The sequence below is a fragment of the Mesorhizobium sp. B2-6-4 genome, assembly GCF_006441495.1.
Classification (GTDB): domain Bacteria; phylum Pseudomonadota; class Alphaproteobacteria; order Rhizobiales; family Rhizobiaceae; genus Mesorhizobium.
Window position 1 is genome coordinate 47,550 of sequence record NZ_VFUE01000014.1, and the last position, 23,053, is coordinate 70,602.

The window sequence follows — 23,053 nt, forward strand, 5'->3', positions numbered from 1 at the left end:
ATATTCAGTCATGGTGCTGAGTTGCGCCAACGACCCGCCGCACAGGCGGGTTTTTTCGTTCAATGCTCCATCAACAGCGCGCCGGCGAAGGACCCCGTCACCCGGACTCGTCCCCTGATCCGACCGCACCTGCGCTGATCTGACGGTGGCCGGAGCGTCGGCCAGTCGAAAGGCGATGGCGCAATATTGGCTTTGCGCGTGCGGCCTGCTCTATAGTCTGCCGCATCGCCCGAAACGGACATCATATCCATGGCAGAGTACTCGGCCCTTTCGCTGCTCGCGAACGCGCTCAAGGGAAACAAGGACTGGAAGCCGGCCTGGCGCAAGCCGGACCCGAAGGCATCCTACGACGTCATCATCATCGGTGGCGGCGGGCACGGGTTGTCGACCGCCTATTATCTCGCCAAGGAACACGGCATCACCAATGTCGCGGTGCTGGAAAAAGGCTGGCTCGGCTCCGGCAATGTCGGCCGCAACACCACCGCCGTGCGCTCCAACTATCTGCTGCCCGCCAACACCCGCTTCTACGAGCATTCGATGAAGCTGTGGGAGAACCTGTCGCACGATCTCAACTACAACGTCATGTTCTCGCAGCGCGGCTGCCTGAACCTGGCGCACACGCCGGCCCAGTTCGACGACTATGCACGGCGCGGCAACGCCATGCGCCATCTCGGTGTCGACGCCGAACTGATGACGCCGGCGCAAATCAAGCGCCTGATCCCCGCGCTCGATATTTCCAGTGATGCACGCTTCCCCGTGGTCGGCGGCCTGATGCAGCGGCGCGCCGGCACCGCCCGCCACGACGCCGTGGCCTGGGGCTATGCGCGCGGCGCCGACCGGCGCGGCGTCGACATCATCGAGAATTGCGAGGTCACCGGCTTCCTGCGCGACGGCGACCGCATCACCGGCGTCACCACATCACGCGGCGACATCCGCGCCAAGAAGGTGGCGGTCGCGGTGGCCGGCAGCACCGGCCGGGTGATGCAGCTTGCCGGCATCGAGACGATGCCGATCGAGAGCCATGTGCTGCAGGCCTTCGTCACCGAATCGCTGAAGCCCTTCATCGATACGGTCGTCACGTTCGGCATGGGCCATTTCTACATGTCGCAATCGGACAAGGGCGGCCTCGTCTACGGCGGCGACATCGACGGCTACAACAGCTACGCCCAGCGCGGCAACCTGCCCATCGTCGACGAGGTGATGAGCGAGATGCTGGCGCTGTTCCCGGGGCTTGCCCGCGTGCGCATGCTGCGCTCCTGGGGCGGCGTCTGCGACATGTCGATGGACGGCTCGCCCATCATCACCACCGGGCCCCTGCCCGGCATGTATCTCAACTGCGGCTGGTGCTATGGCGGCTTCAAGGCGACGCCCGCCTCCGGCTGGTGCTTTGCCTGGACCGTCGCCAAGGACGAGCCGCACGACCTCAACGCCCCCTTCACGCTCGACCGCTTCCATCGCGGCCTGGTGATCGACGACAAAGGCCAGGGCGCCAATCCCAGACTGCACTGAACAATATCTCTCCAAGCAAGGCTTCACCGAGCAAGGCTGCACCAGGAATATCCGATGTTGATCACTTGTCCCTATTGCGGCCCGCGCGACGTCATCGAGTTCACCTACCAGGGTGACGGCAACCGCGAGCGTCCCGACCCCGCCTCGCAGAACTTCGAAGCCTGGAACGCCTATGTCTATGACCGGCTGAACCCGGCCGGAGACCACAACGAGATCTGGCAGCATTCCGGCGGCTGCCGCTCGCATCTCAGGGTCGTGCGCAACACGCTGACGCATGAGATTTCCAGCGTCGCCTTCGCATGCGGCGATCACGGCCCGGTCGCGCGTCGCAAGGCGGAGGGCAGATCGTGAGCCCGCGCCGGACCGAGACCGGCGGCCGCATCGACCGGCTGAAGACCATCCGCTTCACCTTTGATGGCGCGTCCTACACCGGCCATGCCGGCGATACGCTGGCTTCGGCACTGCTGGCCAACGGCGTCACGCTTTACGGGCGCTCGTTCAAATACCACCGCCCGCGCGGCCTCCTGACAGCAGGCGTGGAAGAGCCGAACGCGCTGGTGACGGTGCTGAAGGGCGAGGTTCGCGAGCCCAACATCGCGGCGACCATGGTCGAGATTCATGACGGGTTGGTCGCCGTCAGCCAGAACCGTTTTCCGTCGCTGGCCTGGGACGTCAGCGCCGTCAACCAGCTCGGCGGCAAGCTCCTGTCGGCCGGCTTCTACTACAAGACCTTCATGGGTCCGGTGATCGGGCCGCTGAAGGGCACGCGCTTCTGGATGTTCTGCGAGCATTTCATCCGCCGCGCGGCCGGCCTCGGCCGTGCCGGTTCCGCCGCCGACCCGGCGCGCTATGAGCGCATGAACGCCTTTTGCGACGTGCTGGTGGTCGGCTCCGGCCCTGCCGGGCTGACGGCCGCCAAGGCCGCTGCCGACCAGGGCGCGCGCGTCATGCTTGCCGAACTCGATCCGCGTTTCGGCGGCTCTGCCAACTGGTCGAACGAGACGATCGATGACCTGCCGGCGGCCGACTGGGCCAGGCGAACCGTGGCCCAGCTCGAGGGTTACGACAATGTCCGGCTTCTGCCGCGCACCACGGTCTGGGGCTACTACGACAGCAATACGCTTGCCGCCCTTGAACGGGTCACCGATCACAAGGAGACACACGGCAAGGGCGAACCGCGCCATCGCTACTGGGCGATCCGCGCACGGTCGGTTGTGCTGGCCACCGGCGCTTTCGAACGGCCGCTTGTATTCCCGGGCAATGACCGCCCGGGCGTCATGCTGGCGCATGCCGCGGAGCGCTACGCCAACGAATTCGGCGTGCTGGCGGGGCAGACGGTCGCGCTGTTCACCAACAATGACAGCGCCTATCGCTGCGCCCTGGCGCTGAAGAAGGCCGGCGCAAGGATTGCCGCGATTGTCGATGTCCGCCCCGAGCTTTCTGGCCAAATGCGCAAGCTGGCCGAGGAGACCGAAGCCGAGATCTTTCCCGGCCATGCCGTGATCGCCACTGAGGGCGGCAAGGCGCTCTCCGGCGTCAAGCTGCAGCGCTTCGACATGACCAACGGCACGCTCACCGGCGATTCTCGCAGCATCCATGCCGACTGCCTCTTGATGTCGGGCGGCTGGTCGCCAACCATCCATCTGGCCAGCCAGGCCGGCGGCAAGGCGCAGTGGAATGCCGCCCGACAAGCCTTCCTGCCGCCGAAGCCGACGCAGAACTGGATTGGCGCCGGCGCCTTCACCGGCAGCTTTTCCACGGCCGAAGCAATGATCGAGGGCCGCGCCGCGGGCCTTGCCGCGGCAGGCGCGCAAGCCACGCCGGCCGCACTGCCCCCGGTCGAAGCCGTAGCTTGCGATCCCGATCCGGCGCCGGTGTTCGAGATCAGGGCCAGCGGCAAGAGCTTCGTCGACTTCCAGCACGACGTGACGTCGGAGGACGTGCGGCTGGCGCACCGCGAAGGCTTCGTCTCGGTCGAGCATCTGAAACGCTACACCACGCTCGGCATGGCGACCGACCAGGGCAAGAATTCCAACGTCCCCGGCCTGGCCATCATGGCCGAGGCGCTGGGAAAGCCGATCCCGGAAGTCGGCACGACACGCTTCCGGGCGCCTTTTGCACCGGTTTCGATCGGATCACTGGCGGCGGAGCGCTTCGGCGACCTCAAGCCCGAACGGCTGACGCCGATGCATGACTGGCATGTCGCCAATGGCGCGACCATGTATTCCGCCGGCCTGTGGTACCGGCCGATGATCTACGGCCTTGCCGGCGAAACGGTCGAGCAGGCCTATGTGCGCGAGGCCAGGGCGACGCGCGAAAGCGCCGGCATCGTCGATGTCTCGACGCTGGGCAAGATCGCGGTGCAAGGTCCGGACGCGGCCGAATTCCTCGACCGTATCTACACCAACATGTTTTCCACGCTGGCCGTCGGCAAGGCGCGCTACGGGCTGATGCTGCGCGAGGACGGACTGGCCTTCGACGACGGTACCACATGGCGGCTCGGCGAACAGGATTTCCTGATGACCACCACCACGGCCAATGCCGGCAAGGTTATGCAGCATCTGGAATATTTCCTCGATGTGGTCTGGCCGGAGCTCAAGGTTCATGTCACCTCCGTGACCGACCAGTGGGCGGGTGCCGCGATCGGCGGGCCGAAAGCCAGGCAGATCCTGGCCGGCTGCGTCGCCGGCACCGCTGTCGACAATGCGGCGCTGCCGTTCATGGGCATCGTGCATGGCCAGATCGCTGGCGTGCCGGTGATGATCTGCCGGCTCTCCTTTTCCGGCGAAATGACGTTCGAGGTCTATTGCGGCGCCGACCATGGCACGCATGTCTGGGAAGCGCTTATCGAGGCCGGCAAGCCGTTCGGACTGGTAACCTACGGACTGGAAGCACTGGGCACCATGCGCATCGAGAAAGGCCATGTGACGGGCGCCGAGATCGACGGCCGCACCACGGCGCGCGACCTGCATCTCGACTGGATGCTGTCGAAGAAGAAGCCGTTTATCGGCTCGGCGATGATGGACCGCGAGGGCCTCATCTCGCCCGACCGGCTGGAACTTGTCGGCCTGGTCTCGCTCGACAACAGGCCGCTCAACGGCGGCGCGCATCTCGTCGAGGAGCTTGACGAGTCCAACCCGCACGGCTCCATCGGCCACATCACGGCCTGCTGCTATTCGCCGGCGCTCGGCAAGCACATCGCGCTGGCGCTGATCAAAGGCGGCAAGGCCAGGCACGGCTCGCGCGCCCATGTCTCCGATCCGCTGCGCAACCGGTTCGGACCGGTCGAGATCGTTTCCAACCACTTCTACGATCCGGACGGGAGCCGCATGCATGGTTGAGCGCCTTTCACCGCTGGAACCGGAATTCCATGTCGGCTCGCACGGCAATTTCGAACATGGTGTCGAGGTCATCCTGACCGAGACGAGACCGGGTTCGATCGTGCAGCTCGCCGCCTGGCCGGGCGAAGAGAAGAAACTGATATCAGGCATCCGCGCCGTCACCGGGCTTACGTTGCCCGACGGTGCCGGCGGTGGCGCCACCAATGGCGCCAAATCGGCATTCGGTTTCGCACCGGGAAAGTTCACCGTAGCCGACGAAGCCGAGGGGCTGGCCGCGGCTTTCGCGGGCGTGGTGACCCCCGCCATCGGCACGGTGACCGATCTTTCGCATGGCCGCACCGCGATCCGCATCGCCGGTCCGAAGGCCGAATGGGTGCTGGCGAAGTTCTTCGCCATCGATTTCGCGCTGCCGGCCTTCCCGCTCGGCGCCGGCCGCTCGACCACCCATCACGATGTCTTCGCCCAGATCCAACGCACCGGCGGCGACCAGTTCGACATCTACGTCTTTCGCTCGTTCGCGCGCTCCTTCTGGAAGGCGCTGTGTCACGCCAGCGAGGAAGTCGGCTACGAGGTCCAGTAGGCTCGGGGTCGACGAATTCTGGCATCAAGGCCGGCCGGCTCTGACGCTACAGCAATGCGCCGGCGGCCGTCATACTGGCATGACATGGCCGTCAAGCCGGTCCGAAGGGTAACAAAACCCGTCTCCAGAATCCGCGCATCCGTTTGGTTCGAATATCTCCATGACCGCAGAAATATCCGCCGGCGCCACCGATCGCGCCGATGTGCCAGCCAGAGCCCTGCTCCTGCTGCCGCTGACGGTCGCCTGCGGCGTGTTCATGACCAGCCTCGACCAGAATGTCGTGGTGACGGCGCTGCCCGGCATCAGCGAAAGCCTTGGCCGCCCGCCCAGCCAGCTTGGCCTGCTGATCACGGTCTATGTCGCCAGCCTGATCATCTCAATGCCGCTCGGCGGTTGGGCCGCCGACCGCTTCGGCCTGCGCAACGTCTACTGCTTTGCGCTGCTGGTATTCGCCGCCTCGTCGGCGCTGTGCGGCCTGTCCGACAACATCTGGACTCTGGTCGGCGCCCGCGCGCTGCAGGGCTTCGGCGGCGCGCTGATGGGCACGCTCGGTCAGGTCGTCATCCTGTCGACCTTCCCTCGAAGCCGGACGCTGAAGATCAACATGTATATCTCGCTGGCGGGCCAGTCCGGGTCGCTGGTCGGTCCGCTCGTCGGCGGCGCGCTGACCACCTACATTTCCTGGCGCTGGATCTTCTTCATCAACGTGCCCTTCGCGCTGGCGGCGGCTGTCCTTGCCGCCTCGCTGTTTCCGACGGTGACCAAACCCGTGCGCACGCCGTTCGATTTCCCGGGCTTCCTGCTGGTCGGCAGCGGCATGGTCCTGCTTGTCTTCGGCATGGATTCGCTGGCGGCGAAAGATGCGGCCGCCGGCGTGATCGCGGCCGAGCTTGTCCTGGCGCTGGTCATCCTGACGGTCGCCTCGTTCTATTGCCTGCGCGTGCGCAATCCCCTGCTCGACCTCAAGCTCCTGCGCATCCGCACCTTCCGCATCTCCTTCCTCACCGGCGGCGGTCTGGACACGATCGGCCTCAGCTCCGTCGTCTTCCTGCTGCCGCTGATGTTCCAGCTCGGCTTCGGCATGAGCGCGGTACAGGCGGGGTCGCTGACCTTCGTCGCCGCGGTCGGGTCGGTGGTCATGCGTGTCTTCATGCCTCGCCTGCTCAACCGCTTCGGTTTCCGCCGCGTGCTGGTTTTCAACACGCCCGTCGTCGCGGCCATGGTTGCGGGCTTTGCCCTGATGCAGGCGACCACACCGGTGTGGATCGTGCTTGCCTACATCTTCATCTTCGGCGTCTTCCGCTCCGCGCAATGGGCGTCGACCGGCAACCTTGCCTATTCCGACATCGCGCCCGAGCAGCTCGCTCGCTTCAGCGCGCTCTATTACATATTGTGGCAACTGGCGGTGGCGATCAGCGTCGGCCTCGCCGCCGCTGCACTATCGTTTCTGGCCGGCGGCGGCCCGGCCGTCGCCAATCACTTCCGGATACTGTTCGTGATCGAGGGTGTCATCACGCTGTGCGCGCTATCAGCCTATCTCAAGCTGACGCCGCAGGATGGCGCCCATGTCAGCGGCCATGGCGCCCAGATGAACACGGAATAGCGGATGTCGCAGCGCAGCAGCGGCCTACTCGCTGAACGTCACCCATTCCTCCAGCGGCACGCGGTCGGTTCGGAAGGCATTTTCGGGCTTGGACGTATCTTCATAACCGAGCGCCATGCCGCAGACGACGATCTCCTCGTCGGGAATGCCGAGCACCGGCCTGATCTGCCGGTGATAGGGCGCGAACGCCGCCTGCGGACAGGTGTGCAGGCCCCTGCCCCGCGCGGCAACCATGATGTTCTGCAGGAACATGCCATAGTCGATCCAGGAACCCTGGTTGAGGCGGCGGTCGATGGTGAAGATCATGCCGACCGGCGCGTCGAAGAAGACGAAGTTGCGGTCGTGCTGGGCACGCATCTTGTCGACCTCGCGGCGACCGATGCCGAGCGCGCCATAGAGGCCGAAACCGTTGGCGCGGCGGCGGGTCAGGTAGGGTTCGAAGAACTGCGTGGGATAATAGCGATATTCGTCCCAATCGGCCTTTTCAGCACGGATGCCGGAATTCAGGATGGCATCCGATATCCGCTGCTTGGTGTCACCCTTGGTGACATAGACCCGCCATGGCTGCATATTGGTGCCGGAAGGGGCGCGTGCCGCGACCGCCAGTATGTCGCGGACCGTGTTGTCGTCGACCATGTCGGGCAGAAAAGCGCGCACCGACCGGCGCGATACGATCGCGTCGTCGACGATCTCGGCATCAACCGTGATTCGAGCCTTCTTTCCAAGCATGGGCCGTCCTTACCCTGTGTCCCGATCGGACGTCCCCACTCGCCGCTCGCGGCCGAGCCTTTGCATGAACCGCCAAAATCGCGCAAGCAAATCTTGTGCACCCGTGAAAATCCGCTTGATTTTTTCACCGCTCCGGCATCTCATGAAATTTGATGGGATTTTTTCACGAGAGCGCGATTTGCCTCCAACTACAGCGAAAGGATTGCAGGGAAATTACGAGCGATTGCTGGCCAGCGACATCAGGGCGCTGCGCAAGGCGCGAGGGTTGACGCTCGCCGAGATCGCCCTGAAACTCGGCCGGTCGGTCGGCTGGGTCAGCCAGGTCGAACGCGGCCTGTCGACACCGTCGCTCAGTGATCTCCGGGCTTTCGGCGAACTGTTCGGCGTGCCGGTCAGCCTGTTCTTCGGCCACGACGTGCCTGTCGAAAGCGAGCGCGGCGCGGTCGTGCGGGCCGGCAGCCGCCGCACCCTTGGCACAAGCGAATCCGGCCTCATGGAGGAGCTTCTGTCGCCTGATCTCGGCGGTAGCTTCGAGATGCTGCGTTCCGTCTTCGCGCCGGGCGCTGAGCTCAAGAGCGAGGCGCGCCGGCCAACCGAAGAGGCTGGATATGTCGTGTCGGGGACGTTCGACATCGAAATATCGGGGACATGGCACCGGCTCGGCGAAGGCGATTCCTTTCGCTTCGAGGGCAAGCCTTTCCGCTGGCGCAATCCGGGATTGGAGCCGGCGGTCGTCATCTGGGTGGTTTCGCCGCCAGTTTATTGAATGAAATTGGACCAAGGGTTGGAGAAGAACATGGCCGGTTTGCCGAGCACGGCACGCGTGGTGATCATCGGAGGCGGTGTCGTTGGCGCCTCCTCTCTGTACCATCTCGCCAAGGCGGGCTGGACCGACTGCGTTCTCCTGGAAAAGAATGAACTCACCTCCGGCTCGACCTGGCATGCCGCCGGTAATGTGCCGACCTTCTCCTCGTCCTGGTCGCTGATGAACATGCAGCGCTATTCGACCGAGCTCTATCGCGGGCTGGCCGAGGCCGTCGACTATCCCATGAACTACCATGTCACCGGCTCCCTGCGGCTTGCCCACACGCAAGAGCGCATGCAGGAGTTCCAGCGCGCCAAGGGCATGGGCCGCTACCAGGGCATGGACATCGATATCGTCGGCACGGACGAGATCAAGCGCCGCTATCCCTTCATCGAGACGCATGAGCTGGAAGGCGCCCTCTACGACCCGAGCGACGGCGACATAGACCCGGCGCAGCTGACCCAGGCGCTGGCCAAGGGCGCGCGCGACATGGGTGCCCGGATCATACGCTTCTGCCCGGTGACAGGCGTGCGCCGCGAAAGGGACGAATGGGTGGTCGTGACGCCGCAAGGCGAGATCCGCTGCGAGATCGTCGTCAACGCCGCCGGCTACCGTGCCGCCGAAGTTGGAAAAATGTTCGGCCGCGAGGTGCCGATGATGGTGATGAGCCATCAGTACATATTGTTCGAGGAGATCCCCGAACTCGCCGCATGGTCGAAGGAACAGGGCAGGAAGCTGCCGCTGCTGCGTGACGTCGACACTTCCTACTATCTGCGCCAGGAAAAGAACGGCATGAATCTCGGCCCCTATGAGCGCAATTGCCGCGCGCATTGGGCGGGTCACAACGATCCGATGCCGGAGGATTTTTCCTTCCAGCTTTTCCCCGACGATCTCGACCGGCTGGAACATTATCTGGCCGACGCCGTCGCCCGCGTGCCGATCCTGGGCACCGCCGGCCTGTCCAAGGTCATCAACGGCCCGATCCCCTATGCGCCGGACGGCAATCCGCTGATCGGGCCGATGCCGGGCGTCCCCAATGCGTTCGAGGCCTGCGTCTTCACCTTCGGCATCGCGCAAGGCGGCGGTGCAGGCAAGGTGTTGGCCGAATGGGTCACGCAAGGCCAGACCGAATGGGACATGTGGTCTTGCGACCCGCGCCGCTTCACGTCCTTCGCTTCGGCTCCGGATTACTGCGTTGCCAAAGGCATGGAGATCTACGGCAACGAATACGCCATCCAGTTTCCGCGCCATGCCTGGCCGGCGGGACGCGACAGGAAATTGTCGCCGATCCATGATCGCATGAAGGCGTTCGGCGCGCGCTTCGACGCCTATAATGGCTGGGAGCGCGCCACCTGGTATGCGCAGGATGGCGACGACGTCTCGGAGGAAGCAACGCTCACCTTCCGTCGCGACGGGCCGTGGCAGCACCGCGTGCGCGAGGAATGCCTGGCCGTCCGCGACGCCGCCGGCATCCTCGACCTGCCGGGTTTTTCGCGCTTCAACCTCGAAGGTCCGGGCGCCGCCGAATGGCTTAGCCGGCAAGTGACCGGCCTCGTGCCGAAGCCCGGCCGCATCGGTCTCGTCTATTTCTCCGACGACAAGGGCCGCATCGTCACCGAAATGTCGGTGGTGCGCCACGGCGAGGAGTCCATGACGCTGATCACCGCGGCGGTGGCGCAATGGCATGATTTCGAATGGCTGAAATCGCACATGCCCGTGGATGCGACTTTCAAGCTGATCGACCGGACCGAGGAATTCTCCACCCAAATCCTGGCCGGACCCAAGTCGCGGGAAATCCTCGCCGCCGTCTGTGAGGCCGACCTGACCTTGCCGTGGCTCACGCATCAGGAAACCAAGATCGCCGGGCGCTGGGCGAAGCTGGTCCGCGTCTCCTTCGCCGGCGAACTCGGCTGGGAAATCCACACCAGGGTCGACGACACCGCCGCCGTTTTCGACACCATCTGCGCGGCGGGACAGCCGCACGGCCTGAAACCATTCGGCATGTACGCGCTGGATTCGCTGCGGCTCGAAAAGGGCTACCGCACCTGGAAGGGCGACCTTTCGACCGACTATTCGATCCTGCAAGGCGGGCTCGAGCGGTTCGTCAAATGGGACAAGCCCGAGTTCCGCGGCAAGGCAGCGCTGCAGAACGAGAAACAGCAGGGCGTCAGGAAGCGCTTCGTCACGCTGGTGGTGGAAAACCCCGGCGATTGCGACGCGCCCTACATGTCGACGCTGTGGCGTGAAGGCCAGATCGTCGGCGAGACGACGTCGGGCGGCTGGGGCCATCGCGTCGGCAAGTCGATCGCGCTCGGCATGCTGCGTGCCGATCTGGCGGAGCCCGGCACCGCCGTGGAGATCGAGATCTTCGGCGACCGTTTCAAGGCGGTCGTGCAGAACGATGAGCCCTTGTGGGATCCGAAGAACGAAAGGTTGAGAGCCTGATGCCAAAACCATCATCGCGCATTTCAGGCATCGTGCCGTCGGGCAAGGATGGCTGGGAAGTCCACTTCGCCGCATGGGCCCGCAAGGAAGCCGGCGAGGACATCATCATGCTGTCGGTCGGCGATCACGATTTCGACACACCTTCCGAAACGATCGAGGCTTGCGTGACCGCGGTTCGCGGCAGCAATCACCACTATACCCCGTTGCCCGGCCTGCCGCGCCTGCGCAAGGCGATGGCGGCGGCCTCGGTCGCCTGCACGGGCGTCGGGACGACGCCGGACCAGGTCATCGCCACGCCGGGCGGCCAGGCGGCGCTCTACGCCGCCGTGCAGGCCGTGCTCGATTCGGGCGACCACGCCATCGTGGTCGCGCCATACTACGCGACCTACCCCAACACCTTCAGTGCCGCGGGCGCGACCTTCACGGTTGTCGAGACGCCGGCCGAGGACGGTTTCCAGCCCCGCGCCGAGATGATCCGCGCGGCACTTCGGCCGAACACGCGCGCCATCCTGATCAACACGCCGAACAACCCGACCGGAGCCGTCTATTCGCGCGAACGGCTGGAACAGCTGGCCGAGGTCTGCCGCGAGCACGATTTGTGGCTGCTGTCAGACGAAGTCTATTGGACGCTCGGCGGTGGCGAGCACATCTCGCCGCGTTCCCTGCCCGGCATGGCCGAGCGCACGCTGGTCATCAATTCCATGTCCAAAAGCCACGGCATGACCGGCTGGCGCATGGGCTGGCTGACCGGCCCGAGCGAGATGATCTCGCTGCTGACCAACCTCAATCTGGTGACGACCTACGGCCTCCCGGCCTTCATCTCGATCGCTTGCACCGAGGCGCTGGAGAAGGGTTATGGCGTGAAGGAAATCGCCGAACGCTATGCGGCGCGACGCGCCGTCCTGCTCGACGCCGTGCGCGGCATGAACGATGTCCGCGTGCGCGGCTCCGAAGGCGGCATGTATGTCATGCTCGACATATCGGCCGTCGAATCCGACGACGAGAAATTCGCCTTCGCCTTCCTCGACAAGGAGAAGGTCGGCGTCATGCCCGGCTCCAGTTTCGGCGAGGCCGCGGCCGGACATATCCGCGTCAGCCTGTGCCAGCCGGAACCCGTCTTGCGGGAAGCAGCGCTCCGGCTGCGCCGCTTTGTCTCCAGCTACCGCCGCGAGGCCGCATGAACACCCCTTCCCCCAGAACCATTCCCGCCAAGGCAAGAGCCGTCATCATCGGCGGCGGCGTTTCGGGCTGCTCGGTCGCCTATCACCTGGCCAAGCTCGGCTGGACCGACATCGTCCTTCTGGAGCGCAAGCAGCTGACCTCGGGCACGACATGGCATGCCGCCGGCCTGATCGGCCAGTTGCGCGGCTCGCAGAACATGACGCGGCTGGCGAAATATTCGGCCGACCTCTACGTCAAGCTGGAAGCCGAGACCGAGGTCGGCACCGGCATGCGCCAAGTCGGCTCGATCACCGTCGCGCTGACCGAGGAGCGCAAGCACGAGATCTACCGTCAGGCGTCACTCGCCCGCGCCTTCGATGTCGACGTGCGCGAGATTTCGCCCAGGGAAGTCAAGGAGATGTACCCGCATCTCAACGTGTCCGACGTCGTCGGCGCCGTGCATCTGCCGCTTGATGGCCAGTGCGACCCCGCCAACATCGCCATGGCGCTGGCGAAGGGCGCGCGCCAACGCGGCGCCACCATCGTTGAAAATGTGAAGGTCACCAAGGTCCACACCAAGGCAGGCCGCGTCACCGGCGTGTCCTGGGCGCAGGGCGAGGAGCAGGGCACGATCGAGGCCGACATCGTCGTCAACTGCGCCGGCATGTGGGCGCGCGAACTGGGCGCCCAGAACGGCGTCACCATCCCGCTGCACGCCTGCGAGCATTTTTACCTCGTTACCGAGCCGATCCCGGGGCTGAGCCGCCTGCCGGTGCTGCGCGTGCCCGACGAGTGCGCCTATTACAAGGAAGATGCCGGCAAGATGATGCTCGGCGCCTTCGAGCCAGTGGCCAAGCCGTGGGGCATGGATGGCATCCGTGAGGATTTCTGCTTCGACCAGTTGCCCGAGGACATGGACCATTTCGAGCCCATCCTCGAAATGGGCGTCAACCGCATGCCGATGCTGGCCACCGCCGGCATCCATACTTTCTTCAACGGCCCCGAAAGTTTTACGCCCGACGACCGCTACTATCTCGGCGAGGCGCCGGAACTGCGTGGCTACTGGATGGCGACTGGCTACAATTCGATCGGCATCGTCTCGTCAGGCGGCGCCGGCATGGCGCTGGCACAGTGGATCAACGACGGCGAGGCACCGTTCGACCTGTGGGAAGTCGACATCCGCCGCGCCCAGCTTTTCCAGAAGAACCGCCGTTACCTCAAGGAGCGCGTCTCCGAAACGCTCGGCCTGCTCTATGCCGACCATTTCCCCTATCGCCAGATGGCGACGTCGCGCGGCGTGCGCCGTTCACCCCTGCATGAGCATCTGAAGGCGCGCGGCGCCGTGTTCGGCGAGGTCGCCGGCTGGGAGCGCGCCAACTGGTTCGCGCGCGAGGGACAGGAGCGCGAATACCGCTATTCCTGGAAGCGGCAGAACTGGTTCGACAACCAGCGCGAGGAGCACCTCGCCGTCCGCAACAAGGTCGGCCTGTTCGACATGACCTCGTTCGGCAAGATCCGCGTCGAAGGCCGCGACGCCTGCGCCTTCCTGCAAAAACTCTGCGCCAATGAGATGGACGTAGCGCCGGGCAAGATCGTCTACACGCAGATGCTCAACCGGCGCGGCGGCATCGAGAGCGATCTCACGGTGTCGCGCCTGTCGGACACCGCCTATTTCCTCGTCGTGCCCGGCGCCGCGCTGCAGCGCGACCTCGCCTGGCTGCGCAAGCACCTGACAGATGAGTTCGTCGTCATCACCGATGTAACCGCTGCCGAAAGCGTACTCTGCCTGATGGGCCCGGATGCGCGAAAACTGATCCAGAAGGTCAGCCCCAACGACTTCTCCAACGAGAACAACCCATTCGGCACGTTCCAGGAGATCGAGATCGGCATGGGCCTCGCCCGCGCCCACCGTGTCACCTATGTCGGCGAACTCGGCTGGGAGCTCTATGTCTCGACCGACCAGGCGGCCCACGTCTTTGAAGCCATCGAAGCGGCCGGCGCCGATGTCGGCCTCAAGCTGTGCGGGCTGCATGCGCTCGACTCCTGCCGTATCGAAAAGGCTTTCCGCCATTTCGGTCACGACATCACCGACGAAGACAATGTGCTGGAAGCCGGCCTCGGCTTCGCGGTGAAGACGGCCAAGGGCGATTTCATCGGCCGCGACGCGGTGTTGAAGAAGAAGGAAGCCGGATTGAGCCGCCGGCTGGTCCAGTTCCGGCTGAAGGACCCGCAACCGCTGCTCTTCCACAACGAGGCGATCCTGCGCGACGGCAAGATCGTCGGTCCGATCACCTCAGGCAATTACGGCCACCATCTCGGCGGCGCGATCGGGCTGGGCTATGTGCCCTGCCAGGGCGAGACCGAGGCGGATGTGCTGGCCTCGTCCTATGAGATCGAGATCGCCGGCGAGCGGTTTGCGGCAGAGGCATCGCTGAAGCCGATGTATGATCCGAAATCGGAACGGGTGAAGACGTAGCGCGGTTTTCCCTTCTCCCACAAGGGGAGAAGGGCAGTTCGCCCCCTCAAAACCGCTCCAGCTTCGCCCGCACCTTCGCCAGAAACGCGGCCCTCGTCTTCGGCGTCGAGGCGTCCATCAGATAGTGCGCCAGGAAGAAGGTCCGGCAGCGCGTGGCGCACAGCGCGCGCATGCCGCGCAGCAAGGTTTTGCGCCCGGGCTGGCCGACGACGACGCTCCACCATGTCGGCGCGCCGCAGGTGGTGATGACGCCGACCTTGGTCACATGCCGCATCAGCGACTTGATCCGCCCCTTGCCGGCCGGCAGCTTGAAGGCGACGTCCGTCGCCCACACCCGGTCGAGCCAACCCTTCAGCATCGCCGGCAGCCCGTACCACCAGGTCGGATAGACGAAGAGGATTGCCTCGGCCCAGTTGAGCAGCTCGAAATGCGGCTTCAGCGCAAGGTCCTGCGGCGCCTGGTTGTTGTAGAAACGCCGTTCCTCGCAGCTCATCACCGGATCGAACTTCTCGGCGTAGAGGTCGAGCAGCCGCACCTCCCAGCCCTTTCGCGTCAGCACCTCCACGGCGGTGTCGCGGATAGCGGCGCAAAAACTCTCCGGCACCGGATGGCAATAAACCACCAGCGCGCGCATCAGAATCTGTCCATGCTGGCCGTGACCTTGGCCAAGAACGCCTTGCGCGTCTCGTCGCTCGAAATGTTCATCGAATAATGCGCCAGATAGGAAACCGAAGCGCCCGGCTTGACCGTGGCGCGCAGCACGCGCTGGACCAGTTTGCGCGGCGGGTCACCCATCAGCATGGCGCGGAACCGGCTGCCGCCATAGGTGGTGACCGCCGCGATCTTCCTGATGTTGTGCAGCGACGGCTGCGCCTTGCCGTCGACCAGCTTGAACGACACGCCGGGCAGGAAGACGCGGTCGAAGAACCCTTTCAGAATTGCCGGAAAGCCGTAATTCCAGACCGGATAGGAAAGCACCAGCGCATCGGCGCGCAACAGACGTTCGACATACGGCGCCGCAGGGTCGGCGGAGCCGCGCGGATTGTGATAGTCCAGCCGTTCCTGGCGAGAGAGCCGCGGGTCGAAGTCCTCGGCATAGAGGTCGCAGTCGTCAATCGCATGACCGGCAGCCGTCAGTCGCTCGACGATCGTCCGGTGCAGGCCGGCATTGAAGCTGGTTTCGACCGGATGGGCGTGGAGGACGAGGATGTTCATGGTGAGGCATTGCCTGGGTCAGCGCGAGGCACCCCCCTCTGCCCTGCCGGGCATCTCCCCCGCAAGGGGGGAGATCGGACTATCTCCCTGCTTTCGCCAATTGTCAGCGCGGCAGGTTGGCGGCAGCGCTTAAGCTGCCGATCTCCCCCCATGCGGGGGGTGAGGAGTGGTCCGCGCAGCGGACGGGAAGCCGATTTCTTGGCTTTCCGAGCGACGAACGCCCGAAGCGACAGCGAAGGGCCCGGGCCGGAAGGCCAGAGGGGGGTGTTCAAGCGCGAGCCTCTCCTCATCCCGTCCTCTGCAGCCCCTTGAACAGAAAAGTTCGTCCCGAACGGTAGTCATAATCCGGGTTTTCCCAGGCGATCATCTTGCCGGGATTGAGCAGTCCTTGCGGGTCGGTCTCGCGCTTGAAGGCGAGTTGCACCGCATCGGTCTGCTTCATGCCGCCCTCTTCCAGCGTGTAACGATGCGGGTTGAAGATCGGGCAGCCATTCTCCTCATGCAAGCGGATGATCTCGTCGAGCCGCGCCTCGGTGGTGAATTTGATCAGCGGCAGGCCGAAGCAGGTGATGTTGCCATCCAGCCGCACGAACTCCAGATGCGAGAACACTTCGCCCGGAAACATCGCGTCCATCTTCTCGACCAGCGCCAGCTGGTTGGGAAAGGGATAGAGCGACTGCAGATAGGTGATGTCGGGGTCGACCCGCAGCGCTCTGAGCGTTGTGTGATTCCAGGCCAGCTCATAGGCCGGCGGCAGACCCTTTTTCTCCTCCGGCGTCGCCGTCGCGGCATTGAATACCACCTCGCCTCCAGCCCGCCGCGTGAAAGCGAGAAAGGCGTCCAGCCCATGCCGCGCCACCATGACGACGCAGATGTTCTGCCCATCCTTCAGGAATTTCTGGTGGCGCTTGAAATAGAGCTGCGGCACGGGTGCCGCGATCGGCGTGATCAGCTTGGTCAGGATGCCGTCCTGGCAGCCCAGCGCGTTGCCATAGCGCGCCGCATCCATGAACTTGTCGAAGCCGACGATGACATCGACCCACTCATAGGCTGCGGTCAGCGGCATTTCGACTTCCGTGATGATGCCGTTGGTGCCGTAGGCATGCGTCACCTTGTGCAGATCCTCGCCGGTGAGTTCGAGCGCCCTCGGCTCGGCCTCCATGGTTACCACGCGCAGGCGCAGCACATTGCCGAAATCGCGCAAGCCGCCGAAATTGATCGAACCGACGCCGCCCGAACCGCCGGCGATGAAGCCGCCGATCGAGGCGGTGTTGTAGGTGGAGGGTGAGAGCCGCAGTTCCTGGCCGGAATGCGCCCGCGTTGCCTTGTCGATGTCGGCCAGCACAGCGCCCGGCCCGGTCACCACGCGCCCCGGCGCGATCGACTTGATCTCGTTCATCTCGGCGAGATTGAGCACGACGCCGCCCGAGAGCGGCATCGCCTGGCCGTAATTGCCTGTGCCGCTGCCGCGCGGCGTCACCGGGACGCCATGCCGGTGACAGGCGGCGAGCACGCGGATCAGCTCGGCCTCGTTTTTCGGCGTCACGACCATGTCGCCGGTGACGTGATCGAGCTGCTGCTTCAGCACCGGGCTGTACCAGTAGAAATCGCGGCTCTTCTGCTGGACGATGGCCGGATTGTCGTCGAGCTTTATCCCGTCGAGATGGCGTTTCAGCGCGGCGATATCCATCAGTCCACCATCAGCTCGTCGAGTTCGGCATAGTCGGGCAATTGCCGGTCGATCGCTCGCCCGGCGCGCACCACGATGCGATCCGATTCGGGCCGAGACAGCAATTCCGTCCAGCTGCGGCCCTTGAAGACGATGAAGTCGGCATCGCCGCCGGCGGCAAGCGTGCCGAAACCATCGAGCCGCATCACGTGAGCCGGCGTTGCCGTGACGGCCCGCGGCCAATCGGCGACCGGATGATCGAAATGCAGGATGCGCGTCGCCATGCGGTAGACCTCCAGCATGTCGAGATCGCCATAGGCATAGAAGGGATCGCGCGTGTTGTCGGAAGCGACCGCGACCGGAATGCCCCTCGCCTTCATCTCGTGCAGCAGCGTCACCCCACGCCAGCGGGGCGTGGTTTGATCGCGCCGCCGGTCCTGCAGATAAAGATTGCACATCGGCAGCGAAACGATCGCCAGCCCGGCTTTCGCCACCTTGTCCAGCGTGTCCAGCACCTCGAGGTCTGGCTGGCGCGCCAGCGAACAGCAGTGGCCGACGAGGATCTTGCCCTCGAAGCCGTTCCACAGCGACGCCTCGGCGATCTTCTTCAGCGAGATCGCCGCGACGTCGTCGGTCTCGTCGGCATGGAAATCGAGATCGAGGCCATGCTTGACGGCTTGGGAGAAGACATGGTCGAGCAGTTCTTCCAGATCCGGCACCATGTAGGTGACGACGCCAAGCACGCCCTTGGCGGCGGCCACCCTTTTGGCCAGCCTGTCGAACCAATTCTTGTCGCGCACGCCCTCGACGCCAATCAGGCAGGCGCCCTGCAACTCGATGCGGCCGCGCCACCTCTCGCGCATCGTCTCGAACACCGGCCAGGAGATTTCCTCCTGCGGCGGGACACTGTCCAGATGCGTGCGCAGTGCTTTGGTGCCATGCGCGTAGGCGCAGCGCAGCGAGAAATCCATGCGCCGCGCCACGTCCTCGGCACTCCAGCGGTCAGTGCGGTCGGCACCTGTGGCATTCAGCGCCCCGATGAAAGTGCCGTCAGGATTGGGTTTTCGCGGCCAGATATGGCCCTTGTCGATATGGGTGTGGCAATCGATGAAGCACGGCAGGATTATGCGCCCGCCGAGGTGGATCTCATCGGCAGGTGCGTTCGATTTGCCAGGAACAGCAATGCTGGAAATCTTGCCGTCGCCCACCGCGATGTCGGCAAGTGCGAAACCGTCGCCGTCGAAGGGCGCGGCAAGGCCAGGCGTGACGGACCGATGAACGCGTGCGTTGGCGAGTCGGTATGAACCTGTGTTCGGAATCAAGGCGCTACCGCTCCTGCTTCAGCGCGCTCTCGTGCCAGCGCCGTAAGATGAGATGCGAAATCAGCGACAGCACGAGGAAGATCAGGATGCCGGTCAGCGAGATCAGGAACAGCGCCGCGAACAGCCTGGGCGCGTTCAGCCGGTAGCCGGCCTCGATGATGCGCGAGGCGAGGCCCGAAGACTGGCCGGTGGCGCCGGCGACGAACTCGGCCACCACCGCGCCGATCAGCGACAGGCCGCCGGCGATCTTCAGCCCGCCGAGAAAATACGGCATCGCCGCCGGCAGCCTGAGATAGCGCAATTGCTGCCAGCGCGTTGCGCCGTTGAGCTTGAACAGGTCGCGCAGATTGCGGTCGACCGAGTTCAGGCCGAGGGTGGTGTTGGAGAGGATCGGAAAGAAGGCGACAATCCAGGCGCAGAGCAGAAGCTTGGTCGTCTGGTTGTCGACATAGATGTTGATCAGCGGGAAGATGGCCACGATCGGCGTCACTTGCAGCACGATGGCGAAGGGAAAGAACGACATCTCCACCCATTTCGACTGCGCGAACAGCACCGCCAGCCCGACGCCGCCGATGACGGCAAGGAGCAGACTGAGGAAGGTGATGCGCAAGGTGACCAGCAGTGCGGAGAACAGCAGGCCGGCGTCGTTGTAGAGTGTTGCCAGCACCACACCGGGACGCGGCAGGATGTATTGCGGAATTTCATTCCACACACAGATGCGGTCCCACAGCCAAATCGCCAGGATCATGATCGCCAGCGGCAGAACCCAGCGGCCGATCCGCTCGAGCCGCTCCTGGCGCGCGCGGCGTGCTTCCTCGGGGTCGAGTTTCAATGCACCGTCAATGGCCGTCATGATGCGAGCCTGCAATTGAGTTGATGGCCTTGACCAGCACGTCGGACGTCTGCCGGCACAGCGCCGCATAATCGGGTGAGGTGCGAAAGGCCTCGTCGCGCGGATAGGCCGCATCAATGGCAAGCTCGTCGAAGATCCTGCCTGGCCGCGCCGCCATCACGACAACCCTGTTGGACAAAAACACGCTTTCGAAGACGCTATGCGTGACGAAGACGACGGTGAAGCGCTCGTCCTGCCACAACTCCAGCAGATCGTTGTTGAGCTTGAAGCGGGTGATTTCGTCGAGGGCCGCGAACGGCTCATCCATCAAAAGCACGCGCGGTTTGGTCACCAGGGCCCGTGCGATCGAGACGCGCATCTTCATGCCGCCCGACAATTCGCGCGGCACGGCGTTCTCGAAGCCGGTGAGATGAACCCTTGCCAGCATCTCGGTCACCACCGGTGCCGCCTTGGCGCGGCTGACGCCCTTCAGCCTGAGCGGCAGCCAGACATTGTCGAAGACGCTGGCCCAGGGCAGCAATGTCGGCTCCTGGAACACGAAGCCGATGTTCGAGCGGTCGAGCGAACCGCCCGCACGCCAGTCGAGCATGCCGGAGGTCGGCGTCGACAGGCCGGCGATCAGCCGGAGCGCCGTCGACTTGCCGCAGCCGGACGGCCCGAGCAGGCTGAGGAAATCCCCTTCCCGGATCGTCAGGTCGACGTCGGCGAGCGCCGTCACGCCATTGGAAAAGACCTTGCCGACGCCCCGCAGCGCCAACAATGCCGGAGCCGTGTCGGACCCGTTCGCCGGCGCCTGCGCTACCTGTTCCCGCATCATGCTGGGACGGCCTATTTCTTCAGCTCGAGCCCGACGCCCTTGTTGACGAAGGCCAGCGTGTAGGCTTTCGTGATGTCGATGCCGGCGGGCGTGACCTTGGCCTTGACCATCTTGTCGTAAAAACTCTTGATCCGCGCCTCGTTCATGGCGCCGATGCCGAGCTTCTCGGTGTCGCCGGAATCGGCCAGGCCGAACTTCTTCATCTGCTCGATCGAGAAAGCGATCTGCTCATCCGTCATGTCAGGATTGTCTTTCTTGATCATGTCGTTGGCGGCCTTGTTGTCGCCGTAGAGATATTTGTACCAGCCCTTGGCCGAGCCATCGACGAAGCACTGGACCACCTCCGGCTTCTTGTCGATCGTGTCCTGCATCACCTCGATCGTCGTCGAATAGGTGTCCCAGCCATAGTCGGCGAGCAGGAACTGGTTGGGCACGAAGCCGCCTTCCTTTTTGACCGCAAACGGCTCGGAGGTAACATAGCCTTGCTGGATCGACTTCTTGTTGGCAAGGAAGGGAGCAGTGTTGTAGGTGTAGGGCACGCGCTTGGCCGCGTCGAAGCCGAGTTCGATAATCATCCACTGGAAGAAGGTCTGCGCGCCCTCGTCGCCCAGAATGTACTGCTCGGCGTTCTTCAGGTCCTCCCATTTGTCCAGCCCCTCGCCGGGATGGGACATGATGACCTGCGGATCCTTCTGGAAGTCCGCCGCCACCACGCGCATCGGAATGCCTTGCTGGACGGCGTCGAAGGCCGACAGCAGGTTGCCGCCCATGTAGAAATCGATCTTGCCGGCCAGGAGCATCGGCCGGCCGCTGACCTGCGGGCCACCCTGCATGATGGTGACGTCGAGGCCGCAGGCGGCATAGGTGCCGTCGGCCACGGCCTGGTAGTAGCCGCCATGTTCCGGCTCGGCCAGCCAGTTGGTGCCGAAGGTGACTTTTTCATTTGCCGCGGCACCAAGCGTGCTCGCTGCAAGCACGGCCACCGCCGCTACCGACATCTTCAGTTTTCCGTACATCGACACCACCACCCTTTGTTTGCTCCGGCGCGCCACGCGCCAGGCTCGACACCAGAGATTCAAGAAGCAAGACACATGCCACCGGCATCTCGCGCCGGGACCCGCCCGCCTGCACCACAGCCATCTGCGAACGCCGGAAAGGTCGTGCTGCACCGGAGGCATCGTGCCTATTTTTTAAACGCCTGTCCACAATCGCACCGGCGACATGCACCGCCATCTTGAAGCTGTGACGAATCCAGTCTTAGGCTGGCGGTATCCAGGAGATTGCCATGTTCAAGTTTCTCACCCCGAAGTCGATCAAGCCGCCTTTTGCTCGCTACAGTCACGGCGTCGAAGTGCCCCCGGGCAAGCGGCTGGTGTTGTGTTCAGGCCAGGTCGCGATCACGGCGGACGACCAGGTTCCCGAAGACGCCGGCGCCCAGGCCGAGCTTTGCTTCAAGAACATCGCCGCGATCCTCGGCGAGGCGGGGCTGGGGCTCGGCGATATCGTTCGCATCAACGCCTATGTCACCGACCGCGCGCATCTGCGACCCTATATGGATGTCCGCGACCGGCTTTTTTCGAACCCAGCGCCGGCCTCGACCCTGATGATCGTCAGCGGGTTTGCCCGGCCTGAATTCAAGGTGGAGGTCGAGGCCATCGCGGCCGGGTGATCGACACACCGCCTATCTCGCGGTAGGTCTCACCGTTCATCGAAGAGGCATGACATGACCGTAGCAAAAAGACGCGTGTGGTGGGGTGACTATCGGACCACCGAATATGCCTCGATCGATCCCGAAGCGACGATCGCCGTACTGCCGGTGGCGGCGATCGAGCAGCATGGACCGCATCTGCCTGTCTCGACCGACACCTCGATCATGAACGGCATGCTCGACACGGTGATCGCCCGCCTGCCCGACGATCTCGACATCCGCATCCTTCCGGTCCAGGCGGTGGGCAAATCGAACGAGCATCTTCACGCGCCGGGCACGCTTACTTTGCCGGCAACGACGCTGGCGGACGCCTGGACCGAGCTTGGCGTGTCGATTGCGCGGGCAGGCGTGCGCAAGCTGGTCGTCGTCAACTCGCATGGCGGCAACGAGGAGATCATGGGCATCGTCACGCGCGAATTGCGGGTGCGCGAAAAGATGCTGGCGGTGAAGACCAGTTGGCAACGCTTCGGCCGCCCGGCCGGCATGTACACCGAACTCGAGGACCGCCACGGCATCCATGGCGGCGACGTCGAGACCTCGCTGATGCTGCATTTCCGGCCGGATCTCGTCGACATGACCAAGGCCGACAATTTCGTCTCCAACGTCGCCAACGCGGAGCAGGAATTTTCGCTCCTGCGCCACACCGGCACCCACGCCTTCGCCTGGATCGCCAGCGATCTCAATCCGAACGGCGTGGTCGGCGACGCCAGCATTGCCACGGCTGAAAAAGGTCGGCTGACAGCGGAACATCAGGCTGATGGTTTCGTCAGCCTGCTTAGGGACGTACGCAAGGCGAAGCTCGCCGATTGGCTGAAGTAGC

The 23,053-nt window shown here is 64.3% G+C and carries 19 protein-coding genes; 11 read left to right on the forward strand and 8 right to left on the reverse strand.

Annotated features, from left to right (window positions below; translation table 11 throughout):
* The first annotated feature begins 249 nt into the window (after positions 1–249).
* The 5 genes from FJ426_RS20140 to FJ426_RS20160 all read left to right on the forward strand — a co-directional run bounded on the left by FJ426_RS20140 (position 250) and on the right by FJ426_RS20160 (position 7,033).
* The gene (locus FJ426_RS20140; RefSeq protein ID WP_140559602.1) at positions 250–1,509 is read left to right on the forward strand and encodes a sarcosine oxidase subunit beta; all 1,260 of its coding nucleotides are present in this window, start codon (positions 250–252) and stop codon (positions 1,507–1,509) included.
* A 54-nt stretch (positions 1,510–1,563) separates the two neighbouring features.
* Positions 1,564–1,860, forward strand: a complete 297-nt coding sequence (locus FJ426_RS20145) for a sarcosine oxidase subunit delta (RefSeq protein WP_140559601.1) — start codon at positions 1,564–1,566, stop codon at positions 1,858–1,860.
* The gene (locus FJ426_RS20150) at positions 1,857–4,850 is read left to right on the forward strand and encodes a sarcosine oxidase subunit alpha (protein ID WP_140825511.1); all 2,994 of its coding nucleotides are present in this window, start codon (positions 1,857–1,859) and stop codon (positions 4,848–4,850) included. The genes FJ426_RS20145 and FJ426_RS20150 overlap by 4 nt, the downstream gene beginning before the upstream one ends.
* The gene (locus tag FJ426_RS20155) at positions 4,843–5,430 is read left to right on the forward strand and encodes a sarcosine oxidase subunit gamma (RefSeq protein ID WP_140559599.1); all 588 of its coding nucleotides are present in this window, start codon (positions 4,843–4,845) and stop codon (positions 5,428–5,430) included. The genes FJ426_RS20150 and FJ426_RS20155 overlap by 8 nt, the downstream gene beginning before the upstream one ends.
* A gap of 160 nt (positions 5,431–5,590) precedes the next feature.
* Positions 5,591–7,033 carry an MFS transporter gene (locus FJ426_RS20160; protein WP_140559598.1) on the forward strand — a complete coding sequence of 481 codons (1,443 nt, stop codon included), beginning with the start codon at positions 5,591–5,593 and terminating at the stop codon, positions 7,031–7,033.
* A gap of 24 nt (positions 7,034–7,057) precedes the next feature.
* Here the strand turns inward: FJ426_RS20160 and FJ426_RS20165 are convergent, their stop codons facing one another.
* The gene (locus FJ426_RS20165; RefSeq protein WP_140495622.1) at positions 7,058–7,762 is read right to left on the reverse strand and encodes a nitroreductase; all 705 of its coding nucleotides are present in this window, start codon (positions 7,760–7,762) and stop codon (positions 7,058–7,060) included.
* A 223-nt stretch (positions 7,763–7,985) separates the two neighbouring features.
* On the opposite strand from FJ426_RS20165, the gene FJ426_RS20170 reads away from it, so the two are divergent.
* From FJ426_RS20170 to FJ426_RS20185, 4 genes are read left to right on the forward strand one after another with little or no spacing between them, the layout of a single operon-like run.
* Positions 7,986–8,528 carry an XRE family transcriptional regulator gene (locus FJ426_RS20170; protein WP_181168529.1) on the forward strand — a complete coding sequence of 181 codons (543 nt, stop codon included), beginning with the start codon at positions 7,986–7,988 and terminating at the stop codon, positions 8,526–8,528.
* A gap of 30 nt (positions 8,529–8,558) precedes the next feature.
* Positions 8,559–11,012, forward strand: a complete 2,454-nt coding sequence (locus FJ426_RS20175) for an FAD-dependent oxidoreductase (protein WP_140495620.1) — start codon at positions 8,559–8,561, stop codon at positions 11,010–11,012.
* On the forward strand, positions 11,012–12,193 hold the full coding sequence (locus FJ426_RS20180) for a pyridoxal phosphate-dependent aminotransferase (protein WP_140559597.1): 1,182 nt from the start codon (positions 11,012–11,014) through the stop codon (positions 12,191–12,193). Before FJ426_RS20175 ends, FJ426_RS20180 begins: the two co-directional genes overlap by 1 nt.
* Positions 12,190–14,649 (forward strand): FAD-dependent oxidoreductase, encoded by a 2,460-nt coding sequence (locus FJ426_RS20185; RefSeq protein ID WP_140559596.1) that lies wholly within the window; start codon positions 12,190–12,192, stop codon positions 14,647–14,649. The genes FJ426_RS20180 and FJ426_RS20185 overlap by 4 nt, the downstream gene beginning before the upstream one ends.
* A gap of 46 nt (positions 14,650–14,695) precedes the next feature.
* On the opposite strand, the gene FJ426_RS20190 is transcribed toward FJ426_RS20185, so the two are convergent.
* From FJ426_RS20190 to FJ426_RS20225, 7 genes are all read right to left on the reverse strand, one after another.
* Positions 14,696–15,283 carry an NAD(P)H-dependent oxidoreductase gene (locus FJ426_RS20190; RefSeq protein WP_140521127.1) on the reverse strand — a complete coding sequence of 196 codons (588 nt, stop codon included), beginning with the start codon at positions 15,281–15,283 and terminating at the stop codon, positions 14,696–14,698.
* Positions 15,283–15,864 (reverse strand): NAD(P)H-dependent oxidoreductase, encoded by a 582-nt coding sequence (locus FJ426_RS20195; protein WP_140555020.1) that lies wholly within the window; start codon positions 15,862–15,864, stop codon positions 15,283–15,285. Before FJ426_RS20195 ends, FJ426_RS20190 begins: the two co-directional genes overlap by 1 nt.
* 286 nt (positions 15,865–16,150) lie before the next feature.
* The gene (locus FJ426_RS20205; RefSeq protein ID WP_140559594.1) at positions 16,151–17,554 is read right to left on the reverse strand and encodes an FAD-binding oxidoreductase; all 1,404 of its coding nucleotides are present in this window, start codon (positions 17,552–17,554) and stop codon (positions 16,151–16,153) included.
* Positions 17,554–18,855, reverse strand: a complete 1,302-nt coding sequence (locus tag FJ426_RS20210; protein ID WP_140559593.1) for a cytosine deaminase — start codon at positions 18,853–18,855, stop codon at positions 17,554–17,556. The genes FJ426_RS20205 and FJ426_RS20210 overlap by 1 nt, the downstream gene beginning before the upstream one ends.
* A gap of 4 nt (positions 18,856–18,859) precedes the next feature.
* The gene (locus tag FJ426_RS20215) at positions 18,860–19,708 is read right to left on the reverse strand and encodes an ABC transporter permease (RefSeq protein WP_140495613.1); all 849 of its coding nucleotides are present in this window, start codon (positions 19,706–19,708) and stop codon (positions 18,860–18,862) included.
* Positions 19,695–20,525, reverse strand: coding sequence for an ABC transporter ATP-binding protein (locus FJ426_RS20220; RefSeq protein WP_140495612.1), 831 nt, complete (start codon positions 20,523–20,525; stop codon positions 19,695–19,697). Before FJ426_RS20220 ends, FJ426_RS20215 begins: the two co-directional genes overlap by 14 nt.
* Before the next feature lie 11 nt (positions 20,526–20,536).
* The gene (locus FJ426_RS20225) at positions 20,537–21,541 is read right to left on the reverse strand and encodes an ABC transporter substrate-binding protein (protein WP_140495611.1); all 1,005 of its coding nucleotides are present in this window, start codon (positions 21,539–21,541) and stop codon (positions 20,537–20,539) included.
* Positions 21,542–21,810: 269 nt separating this feature from the next.
* Here FJ426_RS20225 and FJ426_RS20230 point away from each other — a divergent pair, with 269 nt between their 5' ends.
* Together FJ426_RS20230 and FJ426_RS20235 are read left to right on the forward strand one after the other, a co-directional pair.
* Positions 21,811–22,194: a RidA family protein gene (locus tag FJ426_RS20230; RefSeq protein WP_140559592.1), complete on the forward strand. Its 384-nt coding sequence runs from the start codon at positions 21,811–21,813 to the stop codon at positions 22,192–22,194.
* 54 nt (positions 22,195–22,248) lie between these two features.
* Positions 22,249–23,052 (forward strand): creatininase family protein, encoded by an 804-nt coding sequence (locus FJ426_RS20235; protein WP_140547725.1) that lies wholly within the window; start codon positions 22,249–22,251, stop codon positions 23,050–23,052.
* Position 23,053: the final 1 nt, after the last annotated feature.